The following is a 16,421-nucleotide window of genomic DNA, read 5'->3' as shown; positions in this document are numbered from 1 at the left end:
CCGGCGCTCCGCACGGAGAGCCGGCCCGACCGTCCATCAGCCGCGCGACACGGCCGTCGTCGGCGCGGACGTCCGGGTCACGATCTGGTAGCCCGACGCCGAACCGGTCACCGCCACGGTCAGGCGTGAGCCCACGAGGTCAGGCGTGATGGGCAGCGAAGACGCCGTCCCGCCGACGATCGGCGCTCCGTCGGCGAACCACTGGTACGTGAACGCGATGCCATCGGTCCAGTCGCGCGGGTGCGCCTTGGCGATCCCGCCCACGCGCAGCGGCCCGGTGACCTTCGGGACGGAGGACTCGACGGGCGGCAGCGCCGCACCGAGCACCGCGTCGATGCCGGTGCGCTGCTCGGAGCTGCCGAGGTCGATGACCGTCGCGGAGCCGCGGTCGGCGGCATCCTCCCACCACTCGGTGACGAGCGTGCCGTCGATCACCGCCGAGAACGAGACGCGGTAGGGACCCGCGGGCAGCAACGTCATCGACCACGTCCCATCGGGCATCACCTGGAAGCCGTCGCCCATGTCGATGCCTTCGACCGAGACCGAGGCGTTCGGCAGCGGGTTGCCCGCCGCATCCGTCACGGTGCCCGAGAGCGACGCCGAGTTCGTGTCGATGACCGAGCCGTCGTCGACGGAGAGGACCACGTCGAGCCCCGAGATGTCCGTCGCCGCCGTGACGACGAGCTCGTCCGCCGAGGTGAGGTCGGGAGCGTTGTTCCACCACTCGTTCAGCGTCGTGGTGCTCTGGTCGACCTGGGCGGAGAACTTGAGACGGTATGAGCCGGCATCCACCCCGCGGATCGTGTACGAACCGTCCATGTCGGTGTGCGTGTACCGGACCCATTGGCCGGCTGGGTCGCGGAGAGACACCTGGACGCTTGCCATCGGCGTCCCCTGTCCGTCGCGGACGACCCCCGAGAGTTCCGCCCCCTCAGCGAGTTGCGCGCTGATGCCCTCGACGACCGTGCCTTCCGTCACGCTCACCACCGAGGCATCCGCCTCCGTCTTCGCGTCGTTCCACCACTCGCCGACGACGCTGGCCGCAGTCGCCGAGGTGTCGAACTCCACGCGGTAGTCACCCGACGGGAGACCGGGGATCCGGTAGGTGCCGTCCGATCCGCTTCCACCCCCGATCGCGAACCCCTCGCCCTCGACAGGATGCGCCCATACCCTCACGTCGCTCACGGGATTTCCGGCCTCGTCCGTCACGACGCCGGTCAACGTCGCCCCGATCGCCAGCTCCCCGTCGACCGTCGTCGTTGCACCGCCGGCGACCGATACGACCGTCGCCGATGCGGCGTCCGCAGCGTCGTCGTACCACTCGCCGAGCAGGCCGTTCATCGCCGAGAACTGCACCTTGTAGTCGCCCACGGCCAACCCGTCGACCCGATAGGCGCCTGAGGCATCTGTCGACATCGACGTCACCCACTGCGGGAAGTCACCCGCTGTCGCGCGGTACACGCCGACGTACGCATACGAGGTCGGTGCTCCGGTCGTGTCGGTGACGACCCCCGCGATGGAGCCCGCCGGCGCGAGCACGGCATCGATCCCGGTCGCCGCGCCGCCGGCGGCGACCGTGACGGGTGCCGCCTCGGCCTGGGATGCGGCGTCGTCGTACCACTCGCCGGCGACGGGGCCGCTGCCTGCCAGCGGCGTGAACTCGATGTTGTACGAGCCGGCAGCGAGCGCGGCGACCCGATAGGCGCCGTGGGCATCCGTGAGGCCGTAGCTCCCTGTCCATCCGCCCACCGCTGTGGCCCGCACCGACACGCCCTGCACAGGCGCACCGGATTCATCCGTGACGACACCCGAGATCGTCGCGCCGACGCTCAGCACCGGGTCGATGCCGTCGATCCCGGTGCCCCCTGACACGGTGAGCGTCGTCGCAGACATCAGGTCGGCGGCATCCTGCCAGTACTCCGACACGATGTTGGAGCCGGGCGCCGTCGACTGGAACTGGAGCTTGTACTGCCCGTCCGCGAGCCCCGTGACGACGTACGAGCCGTCGGGGCTCGTCGACGTCGACGTCGTCCACGACCAACCACCCCACATGCTGTTGTACGTGTAGGCCACGACGGAAGCACCTGCCACCGGTGCACCGCCGTCCACCGTCACCACCCCCGAGATCGAACCCGGTTCGACCGCCGCAGCCGGCTGTCCGCCGACCAATCCGATCACGACTGCTGCCGCGACCGCGGCAACCATCCCTCTGCGCACAAACGCCGCCATTCCGACCGCACCCTCGCGGCCCATACGATGCCACGACCTTCATGGCTCCGCGTCAGGCTAAGCTCCCGCGGCCTCCCAGCAAACACACAAGTTGAGACATTTTCGTGACCTGATCCCCGTCCCACGACCCAGCCCGCCGGACATATCTCGGTGTGAGGGATCGATCGGCAGAACTGCGTGCACGGTGCGCGGCTCTCATCGACGACGGGTTCGCCGATCCGCGTCTCGATGCCCGCACGCTGGCGGCCCTGCTGGGGGTGTCACGGCGGCATCTCGACCGCGCCCACCAGGGCCACGACAGCATCGGAGATCTGCTCACGCGTCGCCGACTGCAGTCCGTCGCGACGCTGGTCGCCGCGTCTCCCGCCACCTCGCTCGCCGCTGCCGCCGCGCAGAGCGGCTTCTCGAGCTACGAGACGTTCCGCCGCCAGCGCCGGCTGTTCGCCACAGCGGCGTGACGCACGACGGGCCTCAGAGCTTCTCGATGGGCGCGATCTTGATCAGGAGCTTCTTCGGACCGGCGGAGTCGAAGCGCACGTGGGCGACGCGCTTCGCGCCTTCGCCCGTGACGGCATCCACTCGTCCTTCACCGAAGTCGTCGTGACGGATGCGGTCGCCGGGCGCCAGGACGAGGTCGCCGTTGTCGCGCACCTTGGCCGGGATCTTGTTCGCGAAGCGCTCGAGGTTGCCGTTCGGCTCTCGGCGTGCCAGCGGCACGAGGTCATCGCCGTAGCGCTTGCCGGAACCGCCGAAGCCCGACCCCGACCCCGACCCCGAGCCGCGGCGGGCGTTGAGCGCGCGCGACTGGGTTCCGCCGCGCGAGTTGACGTCGCCCGGCGACTGGCGCCAGTGCAGCAGCTCGACCGGGATCTCCTGCAGGAAGCGGCTGGGCATCGCGACCGACACCTCGCCGAACTGCGCGCGGGTCATCGCGAGCGACAGGTACAGGCGCTTGCGGGCGCGCGTGATGCCGACGTAGAACAGCCGCCGCTCCTCCTGTGGGCCGCCGGGCTCGCCCGCCGAGATGCGGTGCGGGATGAGGTCCTCTTCGACGCCCGTGAGGAACACCGCGTCGTACTCCAGGCCCTTCGCGGTGTGCAGCGTCATGAGCGACACCGAGCCCGACGCGTCTTCGAGGTCGTCGGCGTCCGAGACCAGCGCGACCTCAGTCAGGAAGTCGAGGATCGTGCCCTCGGGGTTGTTGCGCGCGAACTCGCGGGCGACCGCGACCATCTCGTCGAGGTTCTCGATGCGCGCCTCGTCCTGCGCGTCCTTGCTGGCGCGCAGCGCGTCGTAATACCCGGACTTGTTCAGCAGCAGGGTGAGGCCCTCGGCCACCGCGGTGGGCGGGGCGAGCTCGCCCGACGACGGCAGCATGAGCTCGGACGCCTCGGCGAGCACCGCGTCGAGGTGCGCGATGGCGGCCTGGATCTTCGGTCCGACACCGAGCGCCGAGGAGTTCGCCAGCGCGTCGCGGAACGTGATCTGCTGGTCGGCCGCGTAGCGCGAGATCGTCTCGATCGTGACATCCCCGATGCCACGGCGCGGCCGGTTGATGATGCGGCGCAGCGCCATCTCGTCGGCCGGGTTGGCGACGGCGACGAGGTAGGCGAGGGCGTCCTTGATCTCGGCACGTTCGTAGAACTTCGTTCCGCCCATGATCTTGTAGGGCAGGGCGGCGCGGATGAAGATCTCTTCCAGCGCACGGGACTGCGAGTTGGTGCGGTAGAACACCGCCATCTGCGAGTAGTCGACACCCGCGCGGCGCAGCGCCTCGATCTCGTCGGCGACGAACTGGGCCTCGTCGTGCTGCGAGTAGCCGGTGAAGCCGATGATCTTCTCGCCGTCGCCGACGTCGGTCCACAGCTTCTTGTCTTTGCGGTCGAAGTTGTGGCCGATGACGGCGTTCGCGGCCGACAGGATGTTCTGCGTCGAGCGGTAGTTCTGCTCGAGCAGCACGACCTTGGCGCCCGGGAAGTCCTTCTCGAACTCGCTGATGTTGCGGATGTCAGCGCCGCGGAACGCATAGATCGACTGGTCGGAGTCACCCACGACGGTGAGCGACGCGCCCTCTTCTGCGGCCGGCTCGGGCTCGAAGATCATCATGCCGCCGGAGCCGGCCAGGGGGGCGGCATCCGATCCCGGCGGACGCGTCAGCTCGTGGATCAGCGCGTACTGCGCGTGGTTGGTGTCCTGGTACTCATCGACCAGGATGTGGCGGAACCGGCGCCGGTACACGTCGGCGACCTGCGGGAACGCGCGGAAGAGGTACACCGTCTGCGCGATGAGGTCGTCGAAGTCGAACGCGTTCGCCTTCTGCAGCTCGCGCTGGTACGCACCGAACACCTCGACGAACACGCGCTCGGCGGGATCGTTCAGGTTTGCCGAACGTGCGTAGGACTCCGCGTCCGCCAGCTCGTTCTTGAGCTTCGAGATCTTCGACTGCGTCGCGGCCGGCGTCAGCCCGAACGCGTCGGCCTCGTGCTCTTTGACCAGTCGCTTGATGAGGGCGCGCGAGTCGCCCGAGTCGTAGATCGTGAACGACTTGGTGAAGCCGAACTGCTCGGCCTCGCGCCGCAGGATGCGCACGCACGCGGAGTGGAACGTCGAGATCCACATGCCGCGCGCGGTGTCGCCGACCAGCTGCTCGACGCGCTCGCGCATCTCGCCCGCGGCCTTGTTGGTGAACGTGATCGCGAGGATCTGGCTCGGCCATGCCTCGCGGCCCCGCAGCAGCGACGCGATGCGCCGCGTCAGCACGCTCGTCTTGCCCGATCCGGCGCCCGCGACGATCAGCAGCGCCTGCCCGCGGTAGGTGACCGCCTCGCGCTGCTGCGGGTTGAGTCCCTGCAGCAGGTCCTCGTCGGGGCGCGGCCCGGCCTCGCCCGTCACGTGGGCGGCGTCGAGCACGACAGGACGAAGGGATGCCGCGCCCGGCGCGGCCGCATGGGCATCGGTCATATCCCTACAAGTCTAGGTCGCCCCGCCGACACCGGCCGGTGCCCGAGGCGGGGAGCGAACCCACACCGCGTTTCGTCTCGCTTCGCTCGCTCAACGACCGACCATCCCCCGATCGTGGACCAAGCGAGAACCCACCTCTCGTCACGACCGAATCCCACCCGCGGTCGTTGAGCGAGCGAGGAACGAGCGAGACGAAACGCCCTGACCGCACGAGCAACCCCGTTGCGAACGCCGTTTCGTCTGCGCACCAGAGCGCGCTCCACTCAACGCCCGACCCGCGGTCGTTGAGCGAGCGAGGAACGAGCGAGACGAAACGCCCCGACCGCACGAGCAAGCCCGTGGCGAACGCCGTTTCGTCTGCGCGCGCCAGAGCGCGCTCCGCTCAACGCCCGACCCGCGGTCGTTGAGCGAGCGAGGAACGAGCGAGACGAAACGCCCTGACCGCACGAGCAACCCCGTGGCGAACGCCGTTTCGTCTGCGCGCGCCAGAGCGCGCTCCGCTCAACGACCGGGGCCGTCAGAGCAGGCGACGCTCCGACGCCCATGCGGTCAGCTCGTACCGCGACGACAGCTGCAGCTTGCGCAGCACGGCCGACACGTGGGACTCCACCGTCTTCATCGAGATGAACAGCTCGGCCGCGACCTCCTTGTAGGCGTAGCCGCGGGCGATGAGCCGCATCACCTCCTGCTCGCGGGCCGACAGACGGTCGAGCTCGTCGCTGGTGGCGGCGGTCTCGCCGACGGCGGCGCCGAACGCGTCGAGCACGAAGCCGGCCAGCCGCGGCGAGAACACGGCGTCGCCCTCGGCGACGGCGTGCACGGCGCGGCTCACCTCGGCTCCGGACGAGCCCTTGGTGATGTATCCGCGGGCGCCGGCGCGGATGACGCGCACGACGTCCTCCGCGGCGTCCGACACGCTGAGCGCGAGAAAGCGGGTGGCCGGCACGACCGGCGCCGCCCCGCGGATCACGGACTCTCCTCCGCCCGCGTCGGGAGCGGTGGATGCCGCACCGCGGCCCGCCGGCAGGTGGACGTCCAGCAGCACGACGTCGGGGCGCGTGGCCCCGATGATCTCGATCGCCGACGCCGCATCGGCCGCCTCGCCGACGACGTCGATCGACGCGTCGAGGTCGGCCCGCAGGCCGGACCGGAAGATGGAGTGGTCGTCCACGATCACGACGCGCACGGGGGCATCAGCCACGGCGGACCTCCGTCGAAGGGGATGCCGGGCCGCCGGCATCCACGAATCTCAAATGGACCTCGGTGCCGCCGCCCGCGCCGCGGCGCACGGTCGCGGACCCCCCGGCGCGGCGCATGCGGCCGATGATGGACTGGCGGATGCCCAGCCGGTCGTCGGGCACGTCGGCGAGGTCGAAGCCGGGGCCGCGATCGCGCACGTACACGTCGACGGCGTTGGCGTTGCCCTCGATGTACACCGAGACGTCGCCGCCGGCATGCCGGGCCGCGTTGAGCATCGCCTCGCGCGATGCCGCGGCGACCTCTCCGCTCGCCCGCTCGGCCGGGAGGCCCGCCGAGACCACGTCGATGCGCACGGGGTAGTCGAGCTCGAGGGCGGCCGCGTAGTCGCGGAGGTCGGTGGGCAGGTCGCTGTCGGCCGGTGCGTCGCCGTCGTACAGCCAGGCGCGCAGCTCTCGTTCCTGGGCGCGGGCGAGGCGTGCGACCTCGGTCGACGCGCCGGCGCGGTTCTGGATCAGCGCGAGGGTCTGCAGCACCGAGTCGTGCAGGTGCGCGGCCATCTCGGCCCGCTGCTCCTCGCGGATGCGACGCACCCGCTCCCCCGACAGCTCGCGCCATCTGCCGAGGAGGATCGACGAGTACACCAGCACGATGCCGGCGATGGGCACGAGCGCCAGCACGAACCCCGCGATGCCGGTCTGCCGCAGCACCGAGAGCTGCGCGAGCAGCAGCAGGGCGAGCGCCACGGTCAGCACGACCCGCACGATCGCGACGTGTCGGGGGCCGCGGGCCGGGTCGTCGCGGTCGACGAGCGTGGCCCACATGCCGGCCGCCACGGCGAGCAGCGTGGCGAGGAAAACGCCACCGACCCAACCGGGCATCGACGTCCACACCACGCCGTTCGCACCGAACAGGGCGATCGCGGTGATCGTCACGAGCACCACGAAGAGCGCCGCCGCCGTCAGGACCCACGCCACCGGCACCCGCCGCGTCGGCTCGTCGCGCACGCGGGCGACCTCGGCGGGATCGACGGCCTCGTCCGCCTCCGCGGGCGCCGGAGTCGGTGCGGCCCGCACGTCCTCCCACGGAACGAACACCCACAGCCACGCGTACAGCAGCGCACCGGCGCCCCACAGCGGCGTCAGCACGATGAACAGCGCACGCACGATCCACAGCGGCCAGCCGAGATGCCTCGCGAGGCCCACCGAGACCCCCGACACGGCGCAGTCGCGCGGCCGCCGCAGCGGCGGGCGAGTGGATGGAGTGGATGCCGCCTTCTCGGCGCCGACCGTGCGATCGCGGCGTTTCGTCTCGCTCGTTCCTCGCTCGCTCAACGACCGGGAGGCGTCGTCGGTCGACCGGGAAGAGGGCATACCGGCATCCAATCATCCGATCGCGCCCCGACCCACCCCGAGGGTCGAGGATCAGGGGCGAGTCAGGGGATCACCCCATAGCGGCTACGCCGCGGCGGCCGCCAGGGTGGAAGCATGACCGACACGACCTCCGCTCCCCCCGCCGATCCGGGACCGCCGCCGACCGCTCCTCCGGGAGCGCCGACGGGTTCGGACCGGTTCTTCTCGTGGGTGCAGGGGCTCGGCATGGTGCGCGGCGACGCGTGGCTCGGGGGCGTGTGCGGCGGCATCGCCGCACGACTGCGCATCGACCCGCTCATCGTGCGCGGCATCTTCGTGGTGGTGGCGCTGCTGGGCTTTCCGGCGCTCCTCGTCTACGCGATCGCGTGGGCCCTGCTGCCCGACACGGACGGCCGCATCCACTTCCGCGAGCTCATGCACGGGCGCTACGACGCCGCCATGACGGGTGTGTTCATCCTCGCGATCGTCGGGTTCGTGCCGGTCGTTCCGTGGCTGCGCAACGTGCTGCTGTGGCCGCTGTGGGCGCTCACCGGCTTCGCGCCCTGGGCATGGGACGACGGCTCGGGCGTCTCGGCGCTCGGCGTGCTCGGATTCGTCCTCGCCCTCGCCGTCATCGGCGGCCTGGTGTACCTCATCGTCCGGTCGGCTCGCTCCGACCGGCCCTCGCGGGCGGATGCGCAGACGGCTTCCGCGCAGCCCGCTCACACGGTCGCGTCCGATTCGGGTGACGACGCGACCGCTCCGCTCGCGGCAACCGCGAGCATCGCGGACTCGGCCGGTCGGGCTCCGGCCGGGTCCGCGATGGGATCGGAGGATGCCGTCCCCCTGCCCGCCGCCCCGTACGGCGATGACGCGGCCGTCGCCGACTGGCGTGCCCGTCAGGAGGCCTGGCGGGTGCAGAACGATGCGTGGCGCCGCAGCCAGCAGGACGCCGCCCGTGCCGCCCGCGACCAGGCCCGGCTCGAGCGCCACGCCCACGGCGCGGCCTTCGCCCTCGAAGCCGAAGAGCGCCGCCGCGTCCGACGCGCCACCCGCCCCCGGACGAGCTTCGTGTTCGTGCTGACCGCGCTGGGCGCCGCGGTCGTCCTCGGTGCCGTCTCGGTGCTGACCTCGCTCGGGGATGCCGCGACCGCCCCCTTCGCCGGCGCCATCGGCTTCTTCACCGCGGCGCTCGTCACGGCGCTCGCGATGGTCGTCGCGGGCATCATCCGCCGCCGCAGCGGGTTCCTCACCGCGGTGACGATCGTGCTGCTGGTGATCGGCGGCTCGGTCGCCGTGGCCTCGGGCCCCGATCGGCTCACCCTCGGGGACGTCTCCCTGGGCACCTCCACCGTCGAGCAGCGCCTGACCCAGCCGTTCGGGGCGACGTTCCTCTCCGTCGGATCCCTGTCGGACACCGAAGACGTCACCGCCGGCGGCGTCGTGGTGAGCAAGGGCGTCGGCTGGACCTACATCGAGGTCTACCCCGGCACGGCTCTGAATCTCGACGCGACCCTCGGAGACGGCACGGTCAGCGTCGAACGCGTGTCGTGGCGCGGGGACGGGCCGATCGAGTCCAACGTGGTCCGGCCCGACGGGGACGACACCGTGCAGTGGAACGTCGCCAACCCGAACACCGGCACCGACGCCCTCACGACCCAGCACATCACGCTCGACCAGCAGTCCGGCTCGGTCAAGATCACTGTCTACGAGAAATGAGCGCCGACATGAGTACCTTCGAGAACCCGGATGCCGCAGCCCGCGCCGACCGCGCAGCGGACGAGCCCACCGACACCCAGGCGGTCGCGCTCCCGCCTCTCCCCGCGACCTCCGCAGTCGAGGCCGCGCAGGCCGCGGAGACCACGGTCATCGCACCCGCGGAGCTCACGCCGCCCGCCCCTGCGACGCCCTCGTCCGAGGAGGCCCCCGTCCTCGCCGACCTCGAGCCGCCGGCGGCATCGACGCCTCCCGCGCCGGCCGCGCTGCCGCCCGCCTTCACGGGGTTCCCCGCTGACGCGGCGACCCCCACCCCTTCGACGGCGGGCGCCGTGGATCCGGCGCAGCCGGCATCCACCGCTCCCTCCGCACCGCGCACGCGCTGGGCAGGCATCCTGTGGGGCCTCGCGCTGGCGGGGATCGCCGCGTTCGCGCTGTGGCTCCTCACCGACGCCGACCGTCAGGGCGCGGCGACCGAATGGCTGCTGACCCTCAGTCCCGCCGCAGCCGTCGCCTACTCCGTGCTCGTGCTCGGTGCCTTCGCGCTGATCGCCGGGCTCGTCGGCCTCGTGCGTCGCGCGCAGCGCGCCGGGGAGCGCCGGCGCGCGGCATCCGCCTCTCTCGTGTGACGCGGGAGGGGAGATGAGGGGCGGAGGCCAGACTCCGCGGCAGCCACCTCCGCCCGCCACCTCCCCTTCCGCACTCGCCGCCGTTCGTTGAGCGAGCGAAGCGAGTCGAAGCATCGCTCAACGACCGGGAGCAAGGCCCCGCCCGGAGGCTGTGCTGAATGGCGAAGCGCCGTGCACCCTCGGGGTGCACGGCGCTTCGCGTCTCAAGAGAAATGGATGCCGGCGGCCACGGCCGCCGGCATCCACTCGTCTCACTTGGTGAGGGTGCTGCAGCCCTCGTCGCCGTCGCCGACGCAGATCACGAGCGTCGACGCGTCGACGAGCGCCTCGGGCACGGCGTAGCTCCAGACGTAGGTGTACGACGTGTCGGGCTTCATCTCGACGTCGACGTTCTGCTGCGGGACGGCGACGCCCTCGAAGCTGTCGTCGGCCGTCGAACGCAGCACCGGGGCGACATCGGCGCCGGTGAGGCCCTCGTCACTCACCCACTGGGCGACGTTCGCGGTCACCCACTGGGTGCCTGCCTCGGGGTCGCCCAGCGCGCCGGCCGCGGCCTCGTCGGGGACGATGCCGCTCCACACCTCGAGCTGCTTGCCGTCGGCGCCCACGCGCTCGCCCACAGCCGCCGGGTCGGTGAGCGAGGATTCGACGATGCTCACGGCCGGGGCGGTCTTCTCGGGCTTCGCGTCGGACGACGGGGTCGAGGCGCACCCGGCGAGGAGCAGGCCCGAGGCGGCGAGAAGGGACAGGACAGCGGTACTGCGGGAACGCATGGCAAACACCTTTTCGAAACGGTTTCGGGGGATCCTTCTACGTTACGCCTCGAATCCGCGTGGTCTGACCAATCCGCTGCTGCCGCCCCTTCCTTCCGGAGGGGAGAAGGATGCCGCAGCTCAGCCGGTCTCGACGGCGCCGGTGTCGGGGCGGCGGGACTGCACGGCGTCGTACGTGCGGCGCAGGCTCTCGGTCATCTGCGGGAAGTCCTGCCGCAGCGCGAGCACGAAGAGGATGTCGATGAGCGCGAGCTGCGCGATGCGGCTGGCCATCGCGCCGCTGCGGAAGCGGCTCTCGCGCACGCTCGTGCGCAGCACGATGTCGCACACGTCGTCGAGCGAGGACTCGGCGGCATTGGTGATGCCGATGGTCAGCGCGCCGGTTCGGCCGGCGGTGGTCAAGAAGTCGAGGGTCTCACGCGTCTCGCCGCGGAATGAGACGCCGATCGCGACCGCCGCGTCGTCGAGCAGAGCGGCCTGCACGAGGGCCAGGTGGATGTCGACCGAGACGCCGGCGGGGCGGCCGATGCGGCTGAGCTTCTGGAACAGGTCCTGGGCGCTCAGCGAGGACGCGCCGGCACCGTAGAGCTCGATGCGCCGCGCACCGCGGATCGCGGCGACGGCCTGGGCGACGGCCCCGGTGTCGAGCGAGTGGGCCGTGTCTTGGATCGCCTGCATCTCTTGGAACGCGATCTTGGCGACGGTGTCGGCGATGGTGTCGTCCGGGCCGATCTCGCCCTCGCCGATGTCGAAGCTGATGCGCTGCGCCTGGTCGCGGCTCAGCGCGGCGATGACGTCGAGGCGGAACTCGCGGTACCCCGGGTACCCGAGGCTCTGGCAGAAGCGCGCGACAGTGGACTGCGATGCGCCGCTCACCTCGGCCAGCCGCATGATCGTCGACGTGCGCACGAGCTCCGGGTCCGCGAGCACGGCGTCGGCGACACGGCGCTCCGAGGCGCTGAGCCGGTCGAGCGACTGGCGCGCGCGGATCAGGACGTCCATCACACCGCCCCGCGCGTGCGGTCCAGCGCTTCGCGCAGCCGGCCCTGGGCCTCGGCGAGCGCACGAGCCGCGGCATCCGCGGTCAGTCCCCTCATGCACATCAGTATCGCGGGCTTCACCTCCCAACCGGTGTCGGCGAGCGCGCGACGCGCCACGGCGGGGTCGACATCGGCGACGCTCATGACCATGCGCACGCCGCGGGCGCGCAGCTTCTCGTTCGTCGCACGTACGTCGACCATGCGGTTGCCGTAGGTCTTGCCGATGCGCACCATCGCGAGCGTCGAGATGGTGTTGAGCACGATCTTCTGGGCCGTCCCCGCCTTCAGCCGGGTGGAGCCGGCGACGAGCTCGGGCCCGACGATGACTTCGACGCCCACGTCGGCGGCCGCGGTGAGCTCAGACCGCGGGTTGCAGCTGACCCCGATCGTCGCCGCTCCCCGTGCGCGGGCTTCGGCGATCGCCCCCAGGACGTACGGTGTGCGGCCGGAAGCGGTGAGGCCCACGACGCAGTCGTCGGCACCGACGCCGGCGCGTTCGATGTCGGCGCGCCCGGCTGCCACGTCGTCCTCGGCGTTCTCGACGGCCGAGCGGATCGCCGTCTCACCACCCGCGATGATGCCGACGACGCGCTCGGGCGGTTCGCCGAACGTCGGCGGGATCTCGCTGGCGTCGAGGATGCCGAGTCGACCGGGCGTCCCCGCGCCGACGTAGATCAGGCGCCCGCCGCGCTGCATCCGTTCGGCTGCGGCGTCGACGGCGCGGGCGAGATGCGTGGATGCCGCCACCAGTGCCTCCGTCACCTGACGGTTGCTGTCGATCATGGCCGCCACGAGCTCCGGCGTCGTCATGAGGTCGAGTTCGCCGAACTCGGGATCGACGGCCTCGGTCGTGAGCTCGGCCAGCTGCCGACGCAGATCGTCGAGGTCAACCACGGCGCACCACACTCCCCTCGTAAGGGCTCGCCGGGGTGCGGGCGATGTACTCCGCTCCGTCCAGCGCGTCGCCGCGGGGCTCGACGACCGCCAGCCCTCGCTCCCTCAGCCGTGCGCGCAGCGCGTCGCCGAACACGGCCGAACCGGCGATGCCGCCCAGCAGGCAGTACGGACCGGAGGTTGCGGCACACGCCTGCACGACGGCCTCCACCGCGCGCTCCACGATGTCGCGCGCCACGGCATCGCCCGCAGACGCGGCGGTCAGCACGCTGGGCGCGAACCGGGCCAGCTGGCGTGCCGGCGCCGCGGTGTCGGCCACCCAGCGCGGCAGCGTGCTGAGCGGGGCGTGCAGTTCCAGCGCCGCCGCCGTCAGGGACGTCGCCGGACCTCGCCCGTCGTGCGCGGCGAGCACGGCCCGCAGCCCCTCCTGCCCGATCGCGCGGCCGCTTCCTTCGTCGCCGAGCCACGGACCCCAGCCGTCGACCTGACTCAGGGTCCCCGCGCTGTCGAGGGTCAGCAGGACGGTGCCGGTGCCGACGATGACCATCGTGCCCGGCATCCCTTCGAACGCTCCCGCGTGCGCCGTGACCGCGTCGGTGGTGACCGCGGTGGGCGCCTCCAGGTGGGCGGCGACGCGGTCGGCCAGCGCCCGCGCGGCTGCGGGTGCCGCCTCGGCGCCGGCCGCTCCGACGCCGATCGACGCGACGGGCGTCGGCAGCTCGAGCTCGCCCAGCGTCGCGACGATCGCGTCGAACGCGCGCACGTCGCCCTCGCTGTCGGCAAGCCCCGGCACCCCGGCGCCGTGCGCCGAGACGGTCGCGGCTCCGGATGTGGCACGGATGCGGCATCCGGTCTTTCCCAGGTCGACGGCGACGATGCTCACGGCCGTTCCTCTCTCGTGCGCACGCGGAGCCGCTGCGATGCGCCTCCCGTGACGGCGGGCGGGATGGGCAGCGGTGCGACCGACAGGTCCCACTGCCCGGCGACGGCGGCGCGGCCTTCCGGCGTGCCGGGCAGCACCAGCGGCACCCGCAGCACCGACAGGTACGCGATCGCCGCGAACATGACCGCCTCACGGGCGTCGGCGGGGATCCCCCACGCGTCGCTCGACTCGACGGGCATGCCGGTGAGCGCGGCCAGGCGGGCCATCAGCACGGGGTTGCGCGCTCCGCCGCCCGACACGATCAGTCGAGCGGCATCGGGGGCCGCGCGGTGCAGCGCGTCGGCCACGGACGCCGCGGTCAGCTCGACGAGCGTCGCGCAGACATCGTCGAGGGTGAGGGACGCCGGCGGCACGGGTTGCGCGTGCGCTCGGGGCGTTTCGTCTCGCTCCGGTCGCTCAACGGCCGCGGCCTCTCCCCCCGGTCGTTGAGCGAAGGGCGCTCTGGCGCCCGCAGACGAAACGCCCGCGCCGACGGTCGGCGTCCGCTCCGCGAGGGCCGCGTCGACCGTCGCGAGGGTGAAGGTCTCGCGACCCGTCGACTTGGGTGCGGCGAGGGCGAAGTACGGATGCCCGAGCAGCCGCTGCAGCAGCGCGGCATCGACGCGTCCGGCGGCCGCATGACGGCCGTCGCGGTCGAACGTCTCTGCGCCCTCGGTCTCGCGGGCGACATACGCGTCGAGCAGCGCATTGGCCGGTCCGGTGTCGAACCCGGCCACCGCTCCGCCGGGACGCACGACCTGCAGGTTCGCGATGCCACCCAGGTTGAGCGACGCGATGGGCGCTGCCGCCTCGTCCGCGGCCGATCGCAGCCACCGCCCGTCGAACGCCGAGATGAGCGGTGCGCCCTGGCCCCCTGCGGCGACGTCGGCGACGCGCAGGTTGAAGAGCACGGGGCATCCGGTGGCGCGGGCGATCCACGCCGGCTCGCCGACCTGGAGCGTGCCCCACACCCTTCCATCGTCGACACCGTGGAACACGGTCTGCCCGTGCGCGCACACGAGATCGGGCCGCGGCGTCTCCGCCAGGAACGAGACCGCGGCCCGCGCGAACGCCTGGCCGACGACCGTCTCGAGTCGGCACCACTCCGACGGGTGCAGGGGCGCGCCCGCGACCGCCCGCATGACGAGGGCGCGCTCGTCGGGCAGCCACGGTTCGGTGGCCCACCGCTCGATCACGAGGTCGAGCGCGTCGTCGCCGGGTGTCGCGGTGACGAGCGCAGCGTCGATGCCGTCCGCGCTCGTGCCGGACTGCAGCGCGAGGATCCTCATCGGCCGCCCTTCGCCGACCAGGCCCGCACGATCCCGGCCGAGAACACCGAGTCCGCACCGAGCTGCACGGCGGCGGCGTCGAACACCCCGGGGATCGCTCCGACGTTGACGACGATGCACTCCCCGGCCGCCTGCGCGTCGGCGAGCACCCCGAGCTGCAGGGCGCTGGGCCGGTCGGCGACGACCGCCGTGAGACCCGGGCCGCCCGCATCCCCTCGCCCACCCGCGAGCTCGCGGAGCGCGTCGGCGACCGGCACGGCCCGCGTCGCGGCGGCCTGCGTAGCCCCGCCGCGGGCGTCGACGACGCTCGTCACCTGATCGAGCGCGGCGACGGCGGAGGGATCGGATGCCGCGGCCAGCGCGTTCTCGATCGCCTCGGCGTCCCCCGCCGCGACCTCGACCGATGCGCGCTCGATCGACGATCCCCGCGCGGCCGCCGTCTCGGCGGCCAGGCGCGCGACGCGCCCGTGCGCCTCGCGCAGGCGCTCGGGGGCCAGGCGTCCGTCCTGCACGGCCGCGACGACCGCGTCGACCACCTCGGCGTACTGGGCCGCTGCATCGATGCCGCTGAGCTCGGGATTGCCGAGGCACACCAGATCGGCGCCCGCGGCGAGCGCCCGGGCGGCACCGCCGCCGATGCCGTAGGTCGCGGCGATGGCTGCCATGTCGACGGCGTCCGTCACGACCACGCCGTCGAACCCGGCCGCCCGCAGCCGCGCGATCGCGTCCGGGTTGACGGTCACGGGCTCCGGTCCCCACTCGGGCACCACGATGTGCGCCGTCATCACGGCGGGCACGCCGCCGGCGATCGCGGACTCGAACGGCGCGGCGTGACGGGCGGCCGTGGCCGCCGGGATCGTGGGCAGCCCGCGGTGCGAGTCCACGTCGGTGTCACCGTGCCCGGGCCAGTGCTTGACGCACGGCGCGACGCCGCGACGGGAGCGGATGCCGCGCACCGTCGCCGCGACGCGCGTCGCGACCTCGCGGGGATCCGCGCCGAACGATCGCGCGCCGATCACGGGGTTGTCCGGGTTGTCGTTGACATCGGCGCTCGGGGCGAGCACGAGGTCGATCCCGGCCCGCCGTACGCGTTCGCCGAGCACCGCGCCCACGCGCTCTGCGACCTCCGGCGCGACGAGCCCGAGCTGCGCGGGCGACGGGAGCGTCGACCCGTGCCGCCCCTCGAGCCGCGTGACGACGCCGCCCTCCTCGTCGGCGGCCACCAGCACGTCCGGGCGGACGGAACGGAGCGCGGCGGCGAGCACCGCCGTTCCTTCGGGACCGTCCGGCGACACGTTGCCCGCGAACAGGCACACGCCGCCGAGCCCGCGTTCGAGTTCTGTGCGCAGCCAGGCAGGCAGCGCCGTGCCCGCGAATCCCGGCAGCAACACACCGGGCACCAGTTCGTCGAGCTCCATG

13 protein-coding genes are annotated in these 16,421 nt (G+C 72.4%); 3 read left to right on the top strand and 10 right to left on the bottom strand.

Annotated elements, in window-relative coordinates:
• Nucleotides 1–36: 36 nt before the first annotated feature.
• Nucleotides 37–2,205 (bottom strand): carboxypeptidase-like regulatory domain-containing protein, encoded by a 2,169-nt coding sequence (locus JNB62_RS11430; protein WP_220300999.1) that lies wholly within the window; start codon nt 2,203–2,205, stop codon nt 37–39.
• Nucleotides 2,206–2,381: 176 nt separating this feature from the next.
• Here JNB62_RS11430 and JNB62_RS11425 point away from each other — a divergent pair, with 176 nt between their 5' ends.
• A complete protein-coding gene (locus JNB62_RS11425; RefSeq protein WP_220300998.1) occupies nt 2,382–2,687 on the top strand; it encodes a helix-turn-helix domain-containing protein in 306 nt (101 codons plus the stop codon).
• 13 nt (nt 2,688–2,700) lie between these two features.
• On the opposite strand, the gene JNB62_RS11420 is transcribed toward JNB62_RS11425, so the two are convergent.
• The 3 genes from JNB62_RS11420 to JNB62_RS11410 all read right to left on the bottom strand — a co-directional run bounded on the left by JNB62_RS11420 (nt 2,701) and on the right by JNB62_RS11410 (nt 7,760).
• A complete protein-coding gene (locus tag JNB62_RS11420; RefSeq protein WP_220300997.1) occupies nt 2,701–5,190 on the bottom strand; it encodes an ATP-dependent helicase in 2,490 nt (829 codons plus the stop codon).
• Nucleotides 5,191–5,707: 517 nt separating this feature from the next.
• Entirely contained in the window at nt 5,708–6,391 is a 684-nt protein-coding gene (locus JNB62_RS11415) for a response regulator transcription factor (RefSeq protein ID WP_308291788.1), read from the bottom strand.
• On the bottom strand, nt 6,384–7,760 hold the full coding sequence (locus JNB62_RS11410) for an ATP-binding protein (RefSeq protein WP_220300995.1): 1,377 nt from the start codon (nt 7,758–7,760) through the stop codon (nt 6,384–6,386). Before JNB62_RS11410 ends, JNB62_RS11415 begins: the two co-directional genes overlap by 8 nt.
• Before the next feature lie 114 nt (nt 7,761–7,874).
• Here JNB62_RS11410 and JNB62_RS11405 point away from each other — a divergent pair, with 114 nt between their 5' ends.
• Together JNB62_RS11405 and JNB62_RS19210 are read left to right on the top strand one after the other, a co-directional pair.
• Nucleotides 7,875–9,458, top strand: coding sequence for a PspC domain-containing protein (locus JNB62_RS11405; protein ID WP_220300994.1), 1,584 nt, complete (start codon nt 7,875–7,877; stop codon nt 9,456–9,458).
• An 8-nt stretch (nt 9,459–9,466) separates the two neighbouring features.
• On the top strand, nt 9,467–10,084 hold the full coding sequence (locus JNB62_RS19210) for a hypothetical protein (RefSeq protein ID WP_223231084.1): 618 nt from the start codon (nt 9,467–9,469) through the stop codon (nt 10,082–10,084).
• Nucleotides 10,085–10,335: 251 nt separating this feature from the next.
• Here JNB62_RS19210 and JNB62_RS11395 read toward each other — a convergent pair whose 3' ends face one another.
• From JNB62_RS11395 to JNB62_RS11370, 6 genes are all read right to left on the bottom strand, one after another.
• Nucleotides 10,336–10,857: a hypothetical protein gene (locus JNB62_RS11395; RefSeq protein WP_220300993.1), complete on the bottom strand. Its 522-nt coding sequence runs from the start codon at nt 10,855–10,857 to the stop codon at nt 10,336–10,338.
• A 120-nt stretch (nt 10,858–10,977) separates the two neighbouring features.
• Entirely contained in the window at nt 10,978–11,859 is an 882-nt protein-coding gene (locus JNB62_RS11390; protein WP_220300992.1) for a MurR/RpiR family transcriptional regulator, read from the bottom strand.
• On the bottom strand, nt 11,859–12,791 hold the full coding sequence (gene murQ, locus JNB62_RS11385; RefSeq protein WP_308291787.1) for an N-acetylmuramic acid 6-phosphate etherase: 933 nt from the start codon (nt 12,789–12,791) through the stop codon (nt 11,859–11,861). The genes JNB62_RS11390 and murQ overlap by 1 nt, the downstream gene beginning before the upstream one ends.
• Nucleotides 12,784–13,674 carry an N-acetylglucosamine kinase gene (locus JNB62_RS11380; protein ID WP_220300990.1) on the bottom strand — a complete coding sequence of 297 codons (891 nt, stop codon included), beginning with the start codon at nt 13,672–13,674 and terminating at the stop codon, nt 12,784–12,786. Before JNB62_RS11380 ends, murQ begins: the two co-directional genes overlap by 8 nt.
• Nucleotides 13,671–15,002 carry an anhydro-N-acetylmuramic acid kinase gene (locus tag JNB62_RS11375; protein WP_220300989.1) on the bottom strand — a complete coding sequence of 444 codons (1,332 nt, stop codon included), beginning with the start codon at nt 15,000–15,002 and terminating at the stop codon, nt 13,671–13,673. Before JNB62_RS11375 ends, JNB62_RS11380 begins: the two co-directional genes overlap by 4 nt.
• Nucleotides 14,999–16,420, bottom strand: a complete 1,422-nt coding sequence (locus tag JNB62_RS11370) for a glycoside hydrolase family 3 N-terminal domain-containing protein (RefSeq protein ID WP_220300988.1) — start codon at nt 16,418–16,420, stop codon at nt 14,999–15,001. Before JNB62_RS11370 ends, JNB62_RS11375 begins: the two co-directional genes overlap by 4 nt.
• Between the last annotated feature and the right edge of the window lies 1 nt (nt 16,421).

The organism is Microbacterium jejuense (assembly GCF_019511665.1).
GTDB lineage: Bacteria > Actinomycetota > Actinomycetes > Actinomycetales > Microbacteriaceae > Microbacterium > Microbacterium jejuense_A.
The sequence above is the reverse complement of the archived record's forward strand: the minus strand, read 5'-3'. Positions and strand labels throughout refer to the sequence as shown.